The 17,431-nt window shown below is 49.7% G+C and carries 21 protein-coding genes; 14 read left to right on the top strand and 7 right to left on the bottom strand.

The genetic code is table 11. From position 1 onward, the window contains the following. Positions 1-29: 29 nt before the first annotated feature. From UNDYM_RS25415 to UNDYM_RS25400, 4 genes are read right to left on the bottom strand one after another with little or no spacing between them, the layout of a single operon-like run. The gene (locus UNDYM_RS25415) at positions 30-446 is read right to left on the bottom strand and encodes a hypothetical protein (RefSeq protein WP_162043621.1); all 417 of its coding nucleotides are present in this window, start codon (positions 444-446) and stop codon (positions 30-32) included. Further along, a complete protein-coding gene (locus UNDYM_RS25410; protein ID WP_162043620.1) occupies positions 436-1,089 on the bottom strand; it encodes a hypothetical protein in 654 nt (217 codons plus the stop codon). The genes UNDYM_RS25415 and UNDYM_RS25410 overlap by 11 nt, the downstream gene beginning before the upstream one ends. Beyond that, entirely contained in the window at positions 1,086-1,526 is a 441-nt protein-coding gene (locus UNDYM_RS25405; protein ID WP_162043619.1) for a hypothetical protein, read from the bottom strand. The genes UNDYM_RS25410 and UNDYM_RS25405 overlap by 4 nt, the downstream gene beginning before the upstream one ends. Further along, entirely contained in the window at positions 1,526-2,404 is an 879-nt protein-coding gene (locus UNDYM_RS25400; protein ID WP_162043618.1) for a hypothetical protein, read from the bottom strand. Before UNDYM_RS25400 ends, UNDYM_RS25405 begins: the two co-directional genes overlap by 1 nt. A gap of 299 nt (positions 2,405-2,703) precedes the next feature. On the opposite strand from UNDYM_RS25400, the gene UNDYM_RS25395 reads away from it, so the two are divergent. Then, a complete protein-coding gene (locus UNDYM_RS25395) occupies positions 2,704-3,393 on the top strand; it encodes a thiol:disulfide interchange protein DsbA/DsbL (protein ID WP_162043617.1) in 690 nt (229 codons plus the stop codon). Between the two features lie 7 nt (positions 3,394-3,400). Here the strand turns inward: UNDYM_RS25395 and UNDYM_RS25390 are convergent, their stop codons facing one another. Further along, positions 3,401-3,931 (bottom strand): PH domain-containing protein, encoded by a 531-nt coding sequence (locus UNDYM_RS25390; RefSeq protein WP_162043616.1) that lies wholly within the window; start codon positions 3,929-3,931, stop codon positions 3,401-3,403. Between the two features lie 91 nt (positions 3,932-4,022). Next, positions 4,023-4,361 carry a hypothetical protein gene (locus UNDYM_RS25385; RefSeq protein WP_162043615.1) on the bottom strand — a complete coding sequence of 113 codons (339 nt, stop codon included), beginning with the start codon at positions 4,359-4,361 and terminating at the stop codon, positions 4,023-4,025. A 470-nt stretch (positions 4,362-4,831) separates the two neighbouring features. Here UNDYM_RS25385 and UNDYM_RS25380 point away from each other — a divergent pair, with 470 nt between their 5' ends. The 3 genes from UNDYM_RS25380 to UNDYM_RS25370 all read left to right on the top strand — a co-directional run bounded on the left by UNDYM_RS25380 (position 4,832) and on the right by UNDYM_RS25370 (position 6,514). After that, positions 4,832-5,671 carry a hypothetical protein gene (locus UNDYM_RS25380; protein WP_162043614.1) on the top strand — a complete coding sequence of 280 codons (840 nt, stop codon included), beginning with the start codon at positions 4,832-4,834 and terminating at the stop codon, positions 5,669-5,671. Positions 5,672-5,754: 83 nt separating this feature from the next. Beyond that, positions 5,755-5,997, top strand: coding sequence for a hypothetical protein (locus UNDYM_RS25375; RefSeq protein WP_162043613.1), 243 nt, complete (start codon positions 5,755-5,757; stop codon positions 5,995-5,997). Positions 5,998-6,163: 166 nt separating this feature from the next. Then, complete coding sequence (locus UNDYM_RS25370; RefSeq protein WP_162043612.1) at positions 6,164-6,514, top strand: hypothetical protein; 351 nt, start codon at positions 6,164-6,166, stop codon at positions 6,512-6,514. A gap of 32 nt (positions 6,515-6,546) precedes the next feature. On the opposite strand, the gene UNDYM_RS25365 is transcribed toward UNDYM_RS25370, so the two are convergent. Then, on the bottom strand, positions 6,547-7,413 hold the full coding sequence (locus UNDYM_RS25365) for a hypothetical protein (protein WP_162043611.1): 867 nt from the start codon (positions 7,411-7,413) through the stop codon (positions 6,547-6,549). A 744-nt stretch (positions 7,414-8,157) separates the two neighbouring features. Here UNDYM_RS25365 and UNDYM_RS25360 point away from each other — a divergent pair. From UNDYM_RS25360 to UNDYM_RS25315, 10 genes are all read left to right on the top strand, one after another. Beyond that, the gene (locus UNDYM_RS25360; RefSeq protein WP_162043610.1) at positions 8,158-8,931 is read left to right on the top strand and encodes a hypothetical protein; all 774 of its coding nucleotides are present in this window, start codon (positions 8,158-8,160) and stop codon (positions 8,929-8,931) included. 306 nt (positions 8,932-9,237) lie between these two features. Next, a complete protein-coding gene (locus tag UNDYM_RS25355; RefSeq protein WP_162043609.1) occupies positions 9,238-9,738 on the top strand; it encodes a hypothetical protein in 501 nt (166 codons plus the stop codon). An 11-nt stretch (positions 9,739-9,749) separates the two neighbouring features. Further along, complete coding sequence (locus UNDYM_RS25350) at positions 9,750-10,367, top strand: hypothetical protein (RefSeq protein ID WP_162043608.1); 618 nt, start codon at positions 9,750-9,752, stop codon at positions 10,365-10,367. Positions 10,368-10,372: 5 nt separating this feature from the next. Next, positions 10,373-11,107: a hypothetical protein gene (locus UNDYM_RS25345; RefSeq protein WP_162043607.1), complete on the top strand. Its 735-nt coding sequence runs from the start codon at positions 10,373-10,375 to the stop codon at positions 11,105-11,107. Beyond that, positions 11,104-11,682 (top strand): hypothetical protein, encoded by a 579-nt coding sequence (locus UNDYM_RS25340; RefSeq protein WP_162043606.1) that lies wholly within the window; start codon positions 11,104-11,106, stop codon positions 11,680-11,682. Before UNDYM_RS25345 ends, UNDYM_RS25340 begins: the two co-directional genes overlap by 4 nt. A gap of 23 nt (positions 11,683-11,705) precedes the next feature. Next, on the top strand, positions 11,706-12,248 hold the full coding sequence (locus tag UNDYM_RS25335) for a hypothetical protein (protein WP_162043605.1): 543 nt from the start codon (positions 11,706-11,708) through the stop codon (positions 12,246-12,248). A gap of 10 nt (positions 12,249-12,258) precedes the next feature. Continuing rightward, complete coding sequence (locus UNDYM_RS25330) at positions 12,259-12,786, top strand: lytic transglycosylase domain-containing protein (RefSeq protein ID WP_162043604.1); 528 nt, start codon at positions 12,259-12,261, stop codon at positions 12,784-12,786. After that, complete coding sequence (icmP, locus tag UNDYM_RS25325) at positions 12,764-13,921, top strand: type IVB secretion system coupling complex protein DotM/IcmP (RefSeq protein ID WP_162043603.1); 1,158 nt, start codon at positions 12,764-12,766, stop codon at positions 13,919-13,921. Before UNDYM_RS25330 ends, icmP begins: the two co-directional genes overlap by 23 nt. A 40-nt stretch (positions 13,922-13,961) precedes the next feature. Further along, entirely contained in the window at positions 13,962-14,750 is a 789-nt protein-coding gene (locus tag UNDYM_RS25320; RefSeq protein ID WP_162043602.1) for a hypothetical protein, read from the top strand. 103 nt (positions 14,751-14,853) lie between these two features. Further along, entirely contained in the window at positions 14,854-17,424 is a 2,571-nt protein-coding gene (locus tag UNDYM_RS25315; protein ID WP_162043601.1) for a type IV secretory system conjugative DNA transfer family protein, read from the top strand. Positions 17,425-17,431: the final 7 nt, after the last annotated feature.

Below are 17,431 nucleotides of genomic sequence, written 5' to 3'. Positions count from 1 at the left end.
GCTTTTTTTATTTACTTTTTTTATGTGCTTCAGATGGCGGAGCGATGCGCAAAGCTGCGCCATAAATTACTGCGCGAAGCTTCAATTTCCCGGCGTTCTTCGTGCAATTGGGCAACCAGGCCACGTATGCCATTCAAGTCATGCAAAGGCAGTGATTGCTGGCGTATCTGCTGTACCAGTTGCAAGGATTCCAGGGTATCAAGTTCCAGGCCGTCATTGACGAGGATGCCCAGCACCTTTGCTGAGAATTCGTCTTCCCAGATTTCAGTGGCATTGCCTATGCGGCGGACGATGGTGGATGTAGCCGGGTCAAAAGACTCTTCCAGGCCTGCACTCATATTCTCAATGAAGCGCAATCTGTCTTTAACACCATCTGACAGCGTGAATACAATTTTTTCACTACCCTTGTCCTTGATCAGGTAAAAGCATGCGTTTTCAATTTCCATTTCTGATTCCCGTATTGGCCTGTTTCGCATCCTCTGTTTCCAGCCTCAACTCATGATGGATGGGGGAGAGGGTATTCAGTATTTCCCTGGCTTTGACACCGATTTGCTGTATGTTTTTTTGCAGATGTTCTGAGCGTTCCTGACGTGAAATATCAAAGGCCAGCAATCCAGCGATATTGATGCTCAGTTTCCGGAATGTCTGCAGTTCCTTGAGCAGTGTCTGGTTTTCGGGTAATTGCAGTGACTCTGGTTTGATATCTTTGGTATCAATGCCCGTCAGCCTGGCTGCCGCATCCACACGGGCGGCCTGGGTATTGAGACTGGTTAATTGTTTTTGTATCAGGAAAAGATTGCAGCGCTCCACAGCCCCGGCGTACTTGACATCAAATGACTGCGGGCTGCAGGCCGCATCTGAAGCAGAGAAGTCAGGTTTGCTGCCTGATTGTAAAAGTTGGTTCAATTCTTCCAGCCTGTTCTTCGCCATTGTGCCTTCCTCCCGGATATTCATACCCCTCTCCTTGTTCAACATGGATGAGATATCATCCTGTGCCAATGCCCTGATGGCGTCGTCCCTGTAGCAGCCAGCATGGCCGTCTTCGTCACGCTTTTGTTCCAGCGTGTGTAGAAAAAGTGCGTAACTCAAGATGTTTCCCCTTCTTCACTGACCAGGCGTGGTGCCGGGGCATGATTAATCCATGCATCCAGGCTCAGTTCGTAGGCCAGGAATAAATCAGCCTGTTGAATAATTTTTGATGTCCATGCGGCTGGAAATACCAGCCACACGCCAAAGACCCGCAGTAAACTCATACATTGCAAATCGACAAACCGGTCTGGCTTATTTTTCAGGCTGGCACCATACACTTCATTGACTTGTGTAGTCAGGCGCAAATCCAGGCCACCGCCAAGCATGAAGCTCCTGACCACGAAAGCGAAGAAGAGCAAGACGTAAAAGCCGGCCAGTATTTCAAAGCGGTAAGCGATGTTTTTTACGACAAGTAATAGCACGGGCAATGCCAGCAATGCCCCACCCAATAAAAGATAGCTCAGCAATACCAGGCTGACACGTGCTTTGGATACCATCAGATTCCCCAGTTAACTGCGATAGCGAGTAAAACCAGGGCACTGCAACTACATAGCTGGACACGCAGATTCCATATCACTTCGCGGAAGTTCTTCTCAGGACCCTGGCCTTTTACATACACTCTGTAATGTTGTGTTACGTGGGTGATCACGTAAATCATGAGTGGGATGATGACGAGAGAGGCGCGCCCCATCCTGCTGGCCTGCTCTATCAGGTGATAAGCCATGGACAGTGCAAAGCTTGCCCCGCTCAGACCCAGCAGGTATGCCATCAGGTGACGGTCATAGATGCCGCCTGCCATCGTATAACTGTGGTCTTCATTGGTCATGGTAGAGACTTCCAGCATCGAAGTCAGCCTGACCGAATACACCATGACGCCGAACATATACACCAGCACAATCTGCGTTGCAAACAGAGGCAGCATGGTATCCAGTGTGCCGGCAACTGCGGGGATCAGATAAAACAGAGGGAAACTCAGTGCATCGACCAGCCATACCTGACGCAATACCAGGCCATAGATCAGCGCCAGTGCCGCCATGGCCATGATGAACCAGCTGCTATGGATGCCTTTGGTATATACACTGGACAGGATGGTTGCCGTGACAAACAGCACGATAGCCAGGCAGGCAATGACTTTCCAGTCGAAATGCCGGGACAGCTGTCTTTCAGTATCAGACAACAGGCGTACATTTTTTTTCAGGCTGATCGCCGTGATCAGTAATTCGGAAGCGATACCGGCCAGCAGGAAAGGAAAAAAGAACCAGAAAGAAATGGCGAGATAATTGGTGTCAAACAGCTTTCTTGCATAGAAAATACCCATCAGGGCGAAAAAGCCTGAAGCCCAATGTGGCCACCGGGCCAGTTTCCAATACTCCATTCGTGACCTCGTTTATTCTTTTACATAGTTTCAGCCAGGTGGCTCACCGGCAAGATGTCTTGCGTGCCGATAGCGCGTGAATATGCCGGGCGCACAAGCCCGGCTGGCAGGCACGCGCACAAAATACCCAAATGAATATTTTCATTTAATCATGAGAGTTTAACTCAATATAAATGCAAAATAAATCGCTATTGGAAAAGAATCATTAACCAGAAAATGCATTACTATTTCATTTATTCATCAAATTTGCATTGATAGCTAATGCAATCTTGAAACTACAGTGAAATTTGGACTGGCAAATGCAAAACAAGACTATGTGGAAGATGTTTTTTAAAATTTCTGGAATTTTTCTGATTTCCGGCCTGATGTTTGCCTGTACAGATACCGGTAAATCCAAGGAATTGATGCAGGCAGCCATGGCAACCCAGCCCGAAGACAAGAAGATTCTTGAGTTCTTCATGTACACCTGCCCGCATTGCCGTGCTGTCGAGCCCAGCGTCAATAGCTGGCAGGCCAAGCAATCTGTGCTGTTTCAACAGGGCATTTATGCGTTCGAGCAGATACCGGCAGTCTTTTCTGCCAACTGGCGCAGCGACAGCAAGGTGGGTGAAAGAGAGGCCGCGATCTTTTATACGCTGCGCAGAATGGGGCTGGAGCATCAATTGCGTGCCAAGCTGTTTATCGCCATCCAGGACAAGAGCCTGAATGCGGGGGACCCTGACTCTATCCGCAGTTTCTTGCAAAAAGAGGCTGTCCCGGTGGCGGAATTCGTCACTACCATCAAGAGCGCTGAAATAAAGGCAGACGTGAACCGTGCCGAGATGCTGACCAGGCAATATGGGGTTTACTCCGTGCCTGTATTCATCCTGTTCAATCGCGCGCTGATCCTGCCGCAAGAGTATGCCGACAACCAGGCGGTCGAAGCCGCCTTGCTGAGTCAGGTGAAAGAGTTTTATACAAAAAATGCCGGCAAGCCATCGGCATTTTGAGCAGGTATCAGGTCTGGATAATCGAAGTGATTTTGCGCCTGCTGCGTTCGCGCAGGGAGCATTCACGCAACTGATCTGCCAGTTTTTCCAGGTCATCAATGCCATAGATGCTGATGACCGGCGAGCTGGCATCGGATGACCTGAGCCTGATACTACTATAACCCGCCAGGCGCATGCCCAGGGGCTTGTAGACATCAAAATGTTCTATCGTGAACAGTTCCACGCTTTCCATTAATTTGGACAATACGCCGTGCTCTATCTTGATGCGCTGGGTGGTGATCTGGTAAGTGACAGAGATACTCTCCATCCAGTAATAAATAAAGGCAATGCCGAGAGTGCAGATCACGGCCAGCCATTGCCAGGCGCTATAGATGACCGCAGGGTGTCCTGAATACAGAACATGTTCTGTCTCTGCCTCTTGATCGACCGCAGCCGTTTTCAGATTGGAATTGCAGAAGCGGCATTTTAAGGCGCCAACTTTAATGGTTTCGCGGCATACCGGGCATGGCATGCTCTCTTCATTGTATTGCTCGTTCATTCATATCCTTGTTTATAGGGAGGCAACTGACGAAAGCTTATTCTATTGCTTCAGGCCTGGGCATGCCGGATATAAATGCAAAAAAACGCAATTATTCTTCGTCTTCATAAGGTGTTGGTGCGCACATATCCTTATATGGCGTTGGCACTGGCGTGGGTATGGCGGGAATATTAGTGCTGGGCAGCAATTCTGGTAGTGCCAGTACGCAATTTTGCGTGGGGTGGGCGACTTGCCCATTGATCATCGCGTCACCATGCCGCAAATGCCACAAGGCGTGCAGGCTCATTTCTTTGGTATCGCGGCGACCATCAGCATCCATGTCGAGTATGCTGCCTGGTGTGATATTCGGGTCTTTGAGGTCAGACGCTCGCTCGGTGTCACCAGGTCTGACTAAGTTCGTGCTTGCTCTTGCTTGGCTGGAATTATTCATTTTGTCTGCGGCCTGCTTGGTCTGAAGGGGCGCAGACTGCCTGTTCAGCATTTGCGCAGCGTTTTCTTGCTTAACGCTGAGTGTAGCCCTACGCAACCGTGCGTTGGTCATCAGCATATTTCTTCAATTTATTGACTATTATTTAGTAATACTCTGCATATTTCAAGCAAGTTTTTAATTTCCATTCATTCTTTTTGCCATCATTGGCTGATCATCCACGGCCAAGGGGAGGCAATAATTAGAATTGTTTACAAATATATTATTCTTGATTTTGTTACTTTTGTTTGTATAATCATTGGCTTGATGTGAGCTTGCAGTGCTTGTTGCGCCGGAAGGGGTATGGTGCCAGGGTTTTTGTCTGAGTGACGATGTCAGATGCGCTATTCTCGTGAGCCTCGATTGGCTTTTTTTACTGTCGTATTTTCAAATGACTGAAAAGGTTGAGACTGATGTGGCGGCATGAACTTGATATGGTTTCTTCCCTTGCCACTGAAAGTGCGGTTGCTGCACTCGGTGATGTGGGAAAGATCATTTCGAATAATGCCGGTACTCCAGACCCTTTAGTGTATTCAGGTTTATCTTATGCGACAGATATGCTGAGGGTCGCCGGATTTGTCGCACCTACGGTATTCGCCAAAGAAATCCAGCATACATTTGCACAAGCCGTACTGGGAACGCGGGAGGTGCGTGCATTCAAGCGCGCAATGACGATACTGACTTCATATCTGAGAGATGCCGTTCGCTTCGGTGCCGGGCCTACTTTGTTTTTTTATGAAGAGGTTTTGCTGTTGTCTGATGTCTCAGGCCGCTTGCCACCGGCTTGTGGCAATTTTTTTGCTCCTTATGTGTTCTGGGACATTGAGGATGGCTTGTACAAGAGCGTGCAACATGCCTGCCATGGCTTGTCGCGTGAAGCCTATCAGGCTGCTCTGCTGGCTTTTCTGCGGAACAAGGATGTTGCGGGCCTGGAAGCCCTGGCGCTGCAGTTTGTCAACGTTGCAGAGGCGAATGAGAGTGCTTGCAGTTATTCTTTGTGCAGGGTGCTGGCAGCTTTTTTTGTCGTGGTCACCAGTAGTGATGCGTTTTTGAATCAGGACGAAATGCAATTGTTTTCCATGGTGGATGCTGTGTTCTTCAAGCAGTCAGACACTGGGCATTTGCCTGAACCTGGATTTATATCGCGCCTCTTGCACGTGATTGCAAAATCAACGGCAGATGCGTCCATGGTGCGTGAGACCCAGACTTATTTCAGGCTGGAGGGCTTGCTGTATGGGGCTGCTCTGGGGCGGCGGGAGTCGATTCGCGCCTGAGGCAGGCTCTGCGGGAGCTAGTTCGTGTTCAATTTTGGCGCTAAGGGCTTAGCGCGTATTTAGCGTTTATATAGGGAGGATGTATGGCATTGCCAGTCCTGGCCAGCATGGCCGCAAAATATGTAGGTCAAAAAGTGATGGAAAAAGGTGTGGAAAAACTGGCAGAGTCTGTCATGTCTTCCGGGGTGTTGAAGGAAGGTCTGGGCAAACTCGACAAGGGTGGCAAGATGGATATGCCATTTACGCCGTCAAAGATGCTGATGTCTTCAGTTACAGAACCGCCAGTCAAATCACTGGCGAAAGATGCCGCATTGTCGATGAAATAAGCCGGACACTGGCAGGTCTCATACGCTGGCTGCCTCATGTTGTATCAGGGTAGCCGCCTGCTTGTAAGTAAAATGGGGAAGGCAGATAATCTGTCTGCCGTGATTGCTTGCGTGCGCACTCATCGCGGCTCGCACCCTATATCAAATTTGCCTGCTTGGCTTGCCCATGAAAATTTCGGATCTTGTTTTATTCGTCAGAATCTGGTTGCTGATGGCAACGCTGTGGTTCTTTGCTGCCGCTATTGAGCGTTTTTCCTATCCCTTCAGGTATGAGGGTGAGATCACCGCTGCCGAGGTGCAGAATCCCGTTGGTGATTGCAGGGGCTTGTCAGCCAAGACCAGGATAGCCTGGCGCCTGGCCGAAGATAAAAAAACGATAGAGTACAAATGTCCGGCATCGCGCCCCTGGCCATTTTATGCCACCAGTTCAAGCACAGAAATACCCAAGTCAGTAGCGCAGGCCATTGCCGATAGCAAGAAGAGTGCAGTGAGCGCGAAAGAGGTCAGGCAAAAGTAGGTGGCAGCCAGATAAATGCCTGCACTTTTGCATTACATTTTTGGGGTGCTTCTGGCGGTGGCAGTTTGTTCAAGCTTTTGATTGATTAACTCAAACAGTTCAGGTTCTACCTTGGTCCAGTTATCACCATTGAGTGTGCTGACAGTCGCATTATTCTTGTCGCTGGCATTCTGGTAGGGGCCAATCACGCTGAACTGGGAATAGCCGCCTGCCTCACGGCGCAGTGTGAAGAAATCACCTTCCACGTCTTTGTAGGTGCGTTCTGCAAACTTTTCATCGCCATCACTACCGTAACCAAAATCAATGACTTCCAGTTTGGCTGGCATGATGCCGCTATCGATATTGCGTTGATGTGTTGCTGTGTCTTCACGCTGTTCAATGAAGTTGACTTGAAAGCTGCCGCCGAGCATGGCACGCTTGGAAATTTCTGACAGTGCATCCGTGATCAGAGAGGCCGCATTGACGTTCTCCAATGCGACTTCATGAATATCTACACTGATCTGATGTGCCGATTTGTCACCATCGACACCAGGATTAATGGTGATGGCAACATTTCCGAATTTTTCCAGTTTTTCAACTTCGGCACGAATTTTATTGTAGCGCTCGAAAATATCAGTACTGATCAGGCAGGCGCCGGTGACTGTGATGGCAAGCTCGGGCTTGATTTCGAGTATGCCCTTTTCGCGCAATATATTGGCGATTTCGACACGCGCATACATTTGAATTTGCTTGGGGTCTTCAAAGTAAAGTACCCCCGAAAGAACGCGGTCTTCTTCCGATTCAACATATTCAAAAATGCGGTCTAGTTGCTCTGGAGAGACAAATTCAGGATCAACTCCATTACGGCGAAGTACATCAAGAATATCTTCCTCCGTAAGATCGATAGTTGAGCCACTCATCTTTGTCCTCTTGCTCCATTCGAGCAATTTTTTATTTTTAGCACGCGAGATATTACGAAATTAAAGTAGGAAAGTCAAACTGTGACCATCCGGCCGCGTGCGCTGCTGTATTTCATGTCTTGCTTCATTGCAGTCATCAATATCAAGCGATGCAAGTATCCGTACACACCCCAATTCAAATCAATTTCTTTGCTCTGATGTCACTCATATCCAGAGGAATGAGTGCGACAAATTTTTTTGATATACCGCGTGCAAATGAGGGCACTTTTCAGAAATTCAACTGGTAAAAACGCAAGCTTATTATTTCCAGACTGAATTCAGGAGCAAATGCAACGTTCATCAAAACGTCCCGTGAGCGGATTCGTTGACATAGCTAAATTTGGGAAGCATGCGCACGATTTTTTATGAGTTACATTGTCGGGCATAAGTGCGGTCTTGGCATGGAGCTTGTGAGCGTCTTACAAAATGTAACACAATGACGTCTGATATTTGCCGCAAAGGCCATAACATGGCTCAAAAGTGAGTGCAGTAACGCATGCATATCTGCCTTTTTATCTGCCTGCCAAAGTAAAAAATGCAAATACTTCATGATGTGTCTGCACATTAAAGAAAGGCAGGTGTTGTTAAGTGTGTATGTGAATCGCTGGACGAGCCCTGATTCAGAATATACTAGGACGCATTTCACTCATGCTCACTAAATGAGTTCCGTTTCGTAATCATTGTTTTTGTCGAGGAAGTCTGTAATTGAAATCAAGTAAAACTGTGCCTGAGAAAGTAGAGAAAGTGACAGCGCGACGCAAGTCACCTGCCAAGGAAGTGGTGGTGGATGAAGTGTTTCCCGAGCTCATGATAGTCGGGACCAATATCGCAAAAAATAAAAGTTACTACCTGGCACAAAAAGCACTGATACAACGTGTGGCACACGGCGTATATATACCCACTGACAAGATGGCGGATGGCAAGGCCATTCTGATGCGGCATGCAATACGTCTGGCCAGCCTGCATTTCAAGAATGCAACAGGGCTATGTTATTCAAGTGCTTTCACGCTGGAAGCAATCAAGTCTGAATCGGGGCCTCCCTTGGTGTTTGTCGCAGGTGAGTACTCTTATGGTCTGGAGCTGGGTGAGGGCGATATTAAACTGATGCTGGTGCAATCCCTGCATCCTCCGTATGAAATGCTCAAGACCAACGGTGATTATGAGTTTTACGAAGACAAGATATGTTCCGACCCCATCGGTGAATTTGTCGTCAAGGTGCCGCGTCCTGAGCTTCTGGTTCTGCATAATTTTGAGCGTGTCAAAGAGTGGTCGGAAAAAAAGATTGCCAGTGGGAATTTAAGGAGGTTCGTCAACTGGATAGTTGATGCCAGATATGGTGGTTCCATTCCTGCTTTTTCGGCAAATTTTGCTGAACTGGCGATCAAATGCAATCGCCTGGAAGAGCACGACCACGCCGTCACAGCCCTGCTTGCAGAAGGTTTTCCCATGTCTGAAAGGTACTTGCGGAAAATCGTTTGACTTTTGATTTTCATTCGCCTAAACTTTGCCTCATATATGGGGGTGGTGCTGCTGCCTGCGCCACAAAATGCGAATGTAAAGATGATGATTTCTTTGTCCTGCTTTTGCGCCGGATACGTGCACAATTGAATGGATGGACAATCAACTGACCGAGATGTTTTGCCAGATTGCCTGCCCGGTGCGGCAGGTTGCATGAAAGCATCCTGAGTCTGCATTCGTCCGGCCTGCAACCAGTCTGATCTGGTCATGCAGAAAGTCGGCGCATACACCAGTCACATATATCTGTATTGAACAGTAAAGCAGCCAATGGCTGCTTTTTTAATTTACTTGCGTAGAGCGTTTGCTGTGAACCTGGAATCGAATCTGCTCACTGGTGAAGAGGCCGTGCTTATAAAGCCTGCAGAAAAGATTGCCCTGCAAAAAGCAGTGCAACTCTGTGTGCAATATTTGCTGGATGTGCAGATGATTTTGGATGCAGAAGTGATTGCCCCATTTTGCTTTCGCAACTGCATGATTTTTCTGTCAAGACCAGACGGGCAGTTGCAGGTGGATGTTGCGGTGTCTGCCACAGTTGTGCTGGACTATGACATCAAATCCCTGCATGTGAACACCCGCTATGTCATGAATGAAATGATAGCCAGGGCAGTTGGCATGTATGGCACGGAAGGACAGCAGGCCTTTGCCATGTCTTTCCTGTTTCGCGATGGCTGCGGTCTGGTCAAGCTGGAGCAGTCGGGTGGTTACGCGGTGAATTTAATAGAACGTGTGCCGGTATCGCTGGATTATCAAGTCGGATTCGCTGTATAGAGGAGTGACAGGTGAAAGTTTTTTCTATGGTAGTAGTGATGGCAGCGCTCACTGTATCGGGCTGTGCCACACGGCAAACAACAGCGCAGTATCGTGAAGTTATTCCAGAAAACAATTTCAAGGGCATAGTCGAATTGCCGGCAAAGCCGCCTTCACCTTTCATGCGCGACATGAAGCTCGAACCTGCTCAAGCCGCAGACCATGCCAAAGCAGACCCCGTGACCATGAATTACACCTGGTTTTATGAACGTGGCCAGACTCTCGGGCAGCATGTGGATGCCTGGGCGCATCGTTATGCCTTCCGCTTTGAATCCCGTATTCCGCTGGGCTGGGACCCTTACGTGCAGTCTGATGGCAGCTTTGTTGGCAACCTGTATGCCGCCATGGAAGACCTGGCTTATTTTTCCGATGAGGGAAGAAATAATTTCCACCAATATCAAGACAGCAAACGCTTGCGTACAAAAAGCGTGCAGATTACGGTGTTTGAAAAAGAGCGTTATATCCGTATAGAACTCAGAGATGCGATGGCCGAAGCTGCTGAAGCGCAGCGTGATGAGCAAGAGCGTATCGCAGCGGAAAAAGCGGCAGGCAAGACGGCCTTCGTTGACTATTTCCGTTCAGGTAAATAAAGCCCATGGTTTACGCAGCTACTTCTTTCTTTATCCTGGGTTTGCTGTTGCTGGGCACGCGCATGTATGTCCCTGAGGGCGGTGGCAAGCCTCAGGTCTTGCAATATGCTGGCCTTGCAGCTTTGCTGCTGATCGTACTTTCTTGTGCAGTGGTGGCTTATGCCGGTATGGCAGGTAATAGTGGCAAGAGTGATGAGACTGCGGCAACTGTAAGTGGTGATTTTGGTTTGTCTGGCAATGCTCAGGCGAATACTGCAGTACCGTCCCTGGATATGTCAAAACCCACAGGCGCACCGCAGGAACTGGCTGGTGGAAATGCCACGGCCACGCCTGCTACTGGTGCTGCTGCGCAGAACCCGTTTGGTCAAAAAGATACAGCCAGTGGTGTTCCCTCCGTATTTTCCATGGCACAGGCCAGCCAGATCTGCGCGGGTTTCTCTGACGTTGCCATGGGCGCATTGCTGGCCGGGTCACGTGGCGAGCCTTTCCCACCTTATGAAGAAAAAGCCCGGCAGTTGAGCGAGCAGGTCATGCGCCTGCCCTTTGTCCGTGAAGCGGGTAGCAAGCCCATGCAGTACATCAGTACCCTGTTTGGCACCCTGGTTGAAGACCAGTATTACATTTCTCCGCAAAACCGTGCAGTGCAACTGGGTTTGATAGGCAAGGTCGATAAAAAACTGGCACTGGATGCCATGAATCAGGTCTGCGAATTGAAAATTCTGGAGATACGTGCCAAATGAATGCAGCAGTCACGAGCGCAGCAGACAACATCAATGGCCTGCCTGTATTGCGCGACACCATGGAATCTCTGCTTGCGCCTCAATATATTTTCTTTGCCAATAATGCGGATGGTCGTGTCCATGATGGCATCGTCTATGGCCGTAGTGAAAATGACTGGGTGTATGGTGAAGAGGGCCTGTTTCCCGCCATGCTGTACCTGGCGGAGCGGCACTACAAAGATACTTTTTTTGAAGGCGATTATGCCGTCGCGCCAGCACAAGGCACGCTGGCCCCGGGCTTTGGCATAGACTGGATTCCTGATCCCAGTTTCCAGAGCCGCACGGGTTATCGTGCACAGATTTCAGATGCTGGCCTGCTGGTGTCACCTTCCGTGATTTTATTGTTTGTACATGACGCTATCGAACGCATGCACCAGTACAGTTACCGTAAAGTGAAAGACTGGCGTTTTGAGATAGATGATGGACGTTTGCTGGAAGAGCTGGAAGAAAAAAAGATAGTCAATGCCAACGGCTTGCTGGATTTATTCCAGATGGTGCTTACGCCCATGCCTGAGCCTGTAACGGAAAATACTTAATCGCTGCTGTTTGTGGAGCTCCAATGACGGAAAAAAAAGAAGCATCGCCACTCAGGCGCAAACTTGTTCCTTCTGGCGATGCACAGAAAGCGGCAGGTATTACCCGGAGCGCATTCAAGCGCTTGTTTACCAGTGCGCGTTCGGAGAGGGAAGAAAGTTTCAATGAAGCGCAGGAGCGCCTGGGCTGGACTGAGGATGATATTGCCGGATTTCTGGAATACCGAAAAAAAGAAACGACTATCTATGCCTTGCTGACAGCAATCGCTTTCCTGTTTGCCTGCGGTTCCCCATATTCAGAAAACCCTGTCACACATCTGGTGACTTCCATGGCCGTCATGCTGATGATAGGTACCAGATGGCTGGTCGCCCATTTTCGCCTGACCCAGATACGTCACCGCGCCCTTTTCTCATTTGCCGAGTATTTGGGAATACTGTTTCCCTTCTTGTCTGAAAGTGTCAGGGAGATCAGTGCCGGGCTGAGTGAAAAAACAGAAACCGATGCGGGCAAGCGTACAGAAGAGTCTTCCAAGGTCATCGATCTGAACAAGAACCACAATAATAGTTGAGGACAGGTTCGTGGATGCCTATATTGCGCCAGTGGATACCAGCTCTGAGCCAGCCTTTTACTCCTGTATTAAAGGTGCTTCTGAGTATTACAAGGTGCCATCCATGGCACTGCTGGCGATTTATGCGCAGGAACGCGGTTCATCGGTACGTACTTCAGGCAATGCCAACCGTACGCAGGATTATGGCCGTTTCCAGATCAATGATGCGAGCTGGAAGCAGTACCTGGCTGAGCATCGCATCCCCTTGAGCAGGGTATTGAAAGATAACTGCCTGAATGCCTATGTAGGGGCGAATATTTTCAAGCTCAGGTATCTCACCTGCAAATCGGATGTGTGGTGCGCAATAGGTTTATATCATTCGGCGAATGAGCCTTACCGCTCCACTTACGTAGGGAATGTGTATAAAAAATATCAGGCAATTCAACGAGACACAGAATTTTTGAACTGGTTCCGGTCACTGGCTTTGTATGATGCCAGCAAAGGCCGATGGGAATATTTAATCGCAGGAGCAGGGCATGCCGCCACCACAAGCAGGTAATTCCGGTAACGATACTTCCAACGAGGGCCTGTGGGCCATGCTGCTGTTTGCCGCAGGTGTGTTGATACTCTGGTTTGTCGGCAAGGGCTTTATTGTCGGCGCAGTTTTCCTGTTCCGTTCTTATGTGACCGGGCCATTGATAGGTTTTTTTGATGCCGATGTGCGTGCGGCAGTCGATTGGATGGGCAGCGTACCTTACGGTAAGGTCGAGTACAGTGAGTTCGCCGCCAATGGTGAATTGATAGGCAAGTACACCAAGATACCGGCGATGCTGTTATGTATTGCCATGGGCGTCTATATTTTCTTCAAGCATCCATCGCAAAAATTCAAACGACGCTGGGACATGTTCAGCCTGGCAAAAAAAGAAGTGGCATTGTGGCCCTGCATTACACCAGTGCTGGACGCCAATCTCCTGAAGGTGCCAGTGGAGAGTGGCCGCTGGGCCTGGAGCACGACTCCCAAGGAGTGGGTAGAAAAAAACCAGTTATGGGAAACCTATCAGGAGATTTCGCCTGTCAGTGGCTTGCCGGTTGATAAGCGCCGTCTTGACCGCGCCAGCGCAGAGGTCGCATTGATCAGACAGCTTGGCCCCAAATTTGTCTCGTTCAATGATTTGCCTCCGTATCTCAAAGCATTGCTGGGTTCTTTCATGGCCAAGATCAGTGGTGACAAGAAAACTGCACTGAAGATATTGAATCAGTTATCAGCATCAAGCACGGCAGCAGGTGTTGCCAGCAATGATCTGTCGGTGAAGCTGGCACTGGAAAAATTCGATACTGAACTGGGCCTGGCTTGTTTTGAAAAATATAGAAATACCGAAGTCATCGTAAAGATACTCGCGCGCCATGCCTATATGGCGACTGCCATGCTGGCCCTGCTGGACAAGGCACGCAGCAGTGGTGTCGTGGCCTCAGCCGAATTCTTATGGCTCAAGCCGGTCAACCGCACGCTGTTCTATATGTTCAACGCCCTGGGACGCCGTACCTGCTGGATGGAATCTGCAGGCATATTTGCCCATTATCAGGCCGAGCTGCAGTCAGGTGCCAAAGTAATGCGCCCCTATGTCAAGACAGCGCTGGATGGCCTGGAGTCTTATCTTGATGAATACCTCGATACCTATGGCAGCCAGGTGTGATGGCTTTTGAATTCAACATGATTTTATTTAGGAAAACGGAATGTTACAGAATCTGATCAATCGCTTTGAAAGCTATCAGGCTATACAGGTCAACAAGAACTTCAATTCGCATGAATTGACTGTGCTTGGAAAAATCTTGCTGGAAGGTGCGCGCGAAGTTGAAGTGGCCAATGTCATACGCTTCCCATCCATAGAACAGGGTTTTTCGATATTTTCCATAGAAAGCGGATCTACCCTGTCACCGCAGGCAGTTCCAGTCGCTGCGGGTGAAGTGGATGCTGCTCCGGCCCCGGCTCCTGCGATCCAGCCTGACCGTGTCCTGCCAAGGCTGGCAAGTGGCCTGGTCAGTGACTTGAAGAATGATGCCTATCACCTCATCGTCAGACAGGGTAACGGGCTGGAACATGGCATGGTGCTGGCCTCCTTTACGAATATGCAAAGTGCCGGTATTGCCTTGCGCAAGCTGGCAAAACTGAATGCCAGGAAAACCCGGTTCTGGAAAATTCTCGGCGCCCTTATCGTCTTGTATTTGCTGCTGACCATTCCCATGATCAAGCGCCCACCGCAAAAGTCCCTGGAGGAAATTACCACCAGCATGGAAATGCGCAATCCGGAAGTCGCAAGGCAGATGGAAAACATCAACCGTAGCCGCACTGTCGGCAGTGAACTCATGGCACAGCCACCGCAAACCATGCCAGCACAGCCAGATCCATCCTCCATGCTCGGTGGCCCTGGCACAGCGATGGAGCCTGCACAAACTGCACAAGCATCGCCAGCGCAGGGTGCTGCAGCCAGGCCTGAACAGAGCCAGGGTAATTTCGGCTTTTAATGGCAGCCCTGGTGCAGGAGTGAAAAGGGCGGGTGTATGACAGGTGCACGGCCCTTGAAGTTACTGGCAGATGTTATCGACATAATTGAGTATTGAGGGAAGTATGGCCCAACCACAACAGGCAGGTCTTGAGCCGGAAAATGAGGTCAAGGCCCATCACAGACGTCGTGATACGCGTCCGCAGTTACAAAGAATAAAAGAAGATATTCTTTTCAAGCCGGAAGCTGCCAGCATACTGATGTTTGTGATTGGCGCCGCCGCCATGATCTCGCCTACCTGGCATGAATACATCGTCGCATTCGGTATCCTGCTATTCCTGTATATACGCTCCAGCTTCAAGCATTACAGCCTGCCTTTTCGCATGCCGATGTCCACTGACTATGACGCTGCTGCGAATGATGGCAAGGGCCGCTCAGGCATTATTGATCCTGAAGAAATTAATCCAGCAACCGACAAGCCCACCTGGGCCAAGGGTATTTCGCATTTTGGCAACCGCAAAAAAGACGATGCCGAACTCTGGTTCAATAATGATGACCTGCGTACCCACATCCTGATCTTTGGTTCTACCGGTAGCGGTAAAACCGTGACACTGGTTTCCATGGCTTATAACGCCCTGATGCAGGGTTCAGGCTTTATTTTCGTCGATGGTAAAGGCGATGCCAGCCTGTTTGCCACGATCTTTTCCATGAGTCGTGCAATGGGCAGGGAAGATGATTTCCTCATCATCAATTTTGGTACAGGCTCACGCGATATTGAAGGTCCGCAACTGAGCAAGTTATCGAATACCATCAATCCCTTTGCTTTTGGTGCATCAGATGCGCTGACGCAATTGCTGGTCGGCCTCATGGGTGATTCCGGCGGTAGCGGTGATATGTGGAAAGGCCGTGCGATCTCCCTGCTGACCGGTTTGATGATCGCCCTGGTATCCCTGCGTGATGCCGGTCGTATCTTGCTGGACGTCGAAGTCATACGTGACTTCATGCAATTGAAATACATCGTCGCCTTATCGAATGGCAAGAACCCTATCGATGGCACGCCGATCAAATTGTCTGACCGCGCCCAGGCTGCCATCAAGGCATACCTGAGTTCCCTGCCTGGCTTTGTAGAAAAGAAAGGTGCTGATCAATCCGCCACGACGCTGGAACAGCATGGCTATCTGCAAATGCAATTTACCCGCGTGCTGGGTTCCTTGTCTGATACGCTGGGTCATATCTTTAAAACCAATCTTGGTGAAGTCGATCTGTACGACGTCGTCGTCAATCGCCGCATCCTGGTGGTCTTGCTGCCTGCACTGGAAAAGTCTCAGGACGAGCTGGCCAATCTGGGTAAAGTCGTCATCATGAGTCTGAAAAACATGATGGCAGCTACTCTTGGTGCGCAGATGGAAGGCAGCAAGATGGAAGTGCTGGATAACCGCCCTACCAATGCGCCTTCGCCGTTTGTGACGATACTTGATGAGTATGGTGCCTATGCCGTGCCCGGTGTTGCCGTCATGCCTGCGCAGGCACGTAGCCTGGGTTTCAGCATGGTATTCGCCAGCCAGGATATGCCGGGCTTCGAGAAGGCTTCCAAGGAAGATGCTGCCTCCATCGCCGCCAACTGCAATATCAAGATATTCATGAAGCTGGAAGATGCAGAACGCACTTACGAGATTTTTGAAAAGTCAGTAGGCATGGCTGACGTCATGGTCATGGGCGGCATGCAAGCCAGCACCAATGGCATGTCCACCAATTATATGGACAATATGAATGCCACCATGGAGCAGCGTTCACGCGGTTCCCTGCAAGACTTGAAAGAGCAAAAACCGGGTGAAGCACATATCCTGTTCAAATCCAGGATTATCCGCGCCCGCATGTTCTCATGCGGCATGGTCGATGAACGTAATCTCTTGACCAAATACAGGCTGAATCACTTCATCAAAGTCAAGCCACCTGCCTATGGTGAAATGGCAGAATGGGATTTGTCGCCGGAAGCATTGAAAAAGAAAACCGATGTCGCTAAGGCGCAGGCAGAGAAAGACGTAGCGGCTGCGAAAGAAGCGGTAGTTACAGCCGCAACTGCTGATATCACCAGGACCACGCCCGCCGCTGAAAGCGCACCGGCTGTCGTCCAGCCCACAAGCAATACCGCTTCCGTGAAAGCAGAGAGTCAGGCAGCGCCAGCAGTACAGGAAACAGGCATCAGAGAGCGCACCGCACGTACCCTGTTTGGCAAACGATCCGGCCAGAAAAAAGCGGCAGAACAGGAATTTGATGGTGCCGTGATCAGCATTTTTGGCCGCAGCAATGATAGTCTGGATGAAGCCAGCAAGGCAGTGGTCGCCCCCTGGGCTGCAGATATACAGGCCAGCATGCACGAGCAACTGGCACCTGCAAATGCGTATGAAACAGGCTGGCAAACAGCCACTACCCTGAGTGATCTGTATGCCATGGAAGAAAAATATGGCAAGGCCACGCAAACACAGATACTGATAGACCAGCAGCATACCCATGCTGCTCTGGTGGCGATGGACAGGCTCCTGGGTGTGGATGCCTCGAAAGCGCAAAATGATGCCACGCATGTCATCAATGCCATTGTTGCTAACGCCTCTTATGCCTGCCAGCCTACACCGGCAAAACGCAGCGGCAAAAGCAGCCTGGTAGAAACATTCAGCAAGAAATACGCTGTCAGGTAGGCATGCG

The organism is Undibacterium sp. YM2 (genome assembly GCF_009937975.1).
Taxonomy (GTDB): domain Bacteria; phylum Pseudomonadota; class Gammaproteobacteria; order Burkholderiales; family Burkholderiaceae_D; genus Undibacterium.
Note: the sequence above shows the minus strand (reverse complement) of the source record. Positions and strands in the feature narration are given on the sequence as shown.

What these genes read in the sequence shown, in the direction of transcription:
- UNDYM_RS25405 (WP_162043619.1), bottom strand. Translation starts at nt 1,526, where the DNA reads ATGGTATCCAAAGCACGTGTCAGCCTGGTATTGCTGAGCTATCTTTTA.
- UNDYM_RS25375 (WP_162043613.1), top strand. Translation starts at nt 5,755, where the DNA reads ATGGCATTGCCAGTCCTGGCCAGCATGGCCGCAAAATATGTAGGTCAA.
- UNDYM_RS25370 (WP_162043612.1), top strand. Translation starts at nt 6,164, where the DNA reads ATGAAAATTTCGGATCTTGTTTTATTCGTCAGAATCTGGTTGCTGATG.
- UNDYM_RS25385 (WP_162043615.1), bottom strand. Translation starts at nt 4,361, where the DNA reads ATGAATAATTCCAGCCAAGCAAGAGCAAGCACGAACTTAGTCAGACCT.
- UNDYM_RS25415 (WP_162043621.1), bottom strand. Translation starts at nt 446, where the DNA reads ATGGAAATTGAAAACGCATGCTTTTACCTGATCAAGGACAAGGGTAGT.
- UNDYM_RS25335 (WP_162043605.1), top strand. Translation starts at nt 11,706, where the DNA reads ATGACGGAAAAAAAAGAAGCATCGCCACTCAGGCGCAAACTTGTTCCT.
- UNDYM_RS25395 (WP_162043617.1), top strand. Translation starts at nt 2,704, where the DNA reads ATGCAAAACAAGACTATGTGGAAGATGTTTTTTAAAATTTCTGGAATT.
- UNDYM_RS25390 (WP_162043616.1), bottom strand. Translation starts at nt 3,931, where the DNA reads ATGAACGAGCAATACAATGAAGAGAGCATGCCATGCCCGGTATGCCGC.
- UNDYM_RS25365 (WP_162043611.1), bottom strand. Translation starts at nt 7,413, where the DNA reads ATGAGTGGCTCAACTATCGATCTTACGGAGGAAGATATTCTTGATGTA.
- UNDYM_RS25340 (WP_162043606.1), top strand. Translation starts at nt 11,104, where the DNA reads ATGAATGCAGCAGTCACGAGCGCAGCAGACAACATCAATGGCCTGCCT.
- UNDYM_RS25315 (WP_162043601.1), top strand. Translation starts at nt 14,854, where the DNA reads ATGGCCCAACCACAACAGGCAGGTCTTGAGCCGGAAAATGAGGTCAAG.
- icmP (WP_162043603.1), top strand. Translation starts at nt 12,764, where the DNA reads ATGCCGCCACCACAAGCAGGTAATTCCGGTAACGATACTTCCAACGAG.
- UNDYM_RS25355 (WP_162043609.1), top strand. Translation starts at nt 9,238, where the DNA reads ATGGCTGCTTTTTTAATTTACTTGCGTAGAGCGTTTGCTGTGAACCTG.
- UNDYM_RS25380 (WP_162043614.1), top strand. Translation starts at nt 4,832, where the DNA reads ATGGTTTCTTCCCTTGCCACTGAAAGTGCGGTTGCTGCACTCGGTGAT.
- UNDYM_RS25345 (WP_162043607.1), top strand. Translation starts at nt 10,373, where the DNA reads ATGGTTTACGCAGCTACTTCTTTCTTTATCCTGGGTTTGCTGTTGCTG.
- UNDYM_RS25320 (WP_162043602.1), top strand. Translation starts at nt 13,962, where the DNA reads ATGTTACAGAATCTGATCAATCGCTTTGAAAGCTATCAGGCTATACAG.
- UNDYM_RS25400 (WP_162043618.1), bottom strand. Translation starts at nt 2,404, where the DNA reads ATGGAGTATTGGAAACTGGCCCGGTGGCCACATTGGGCTTCAGGCTTT.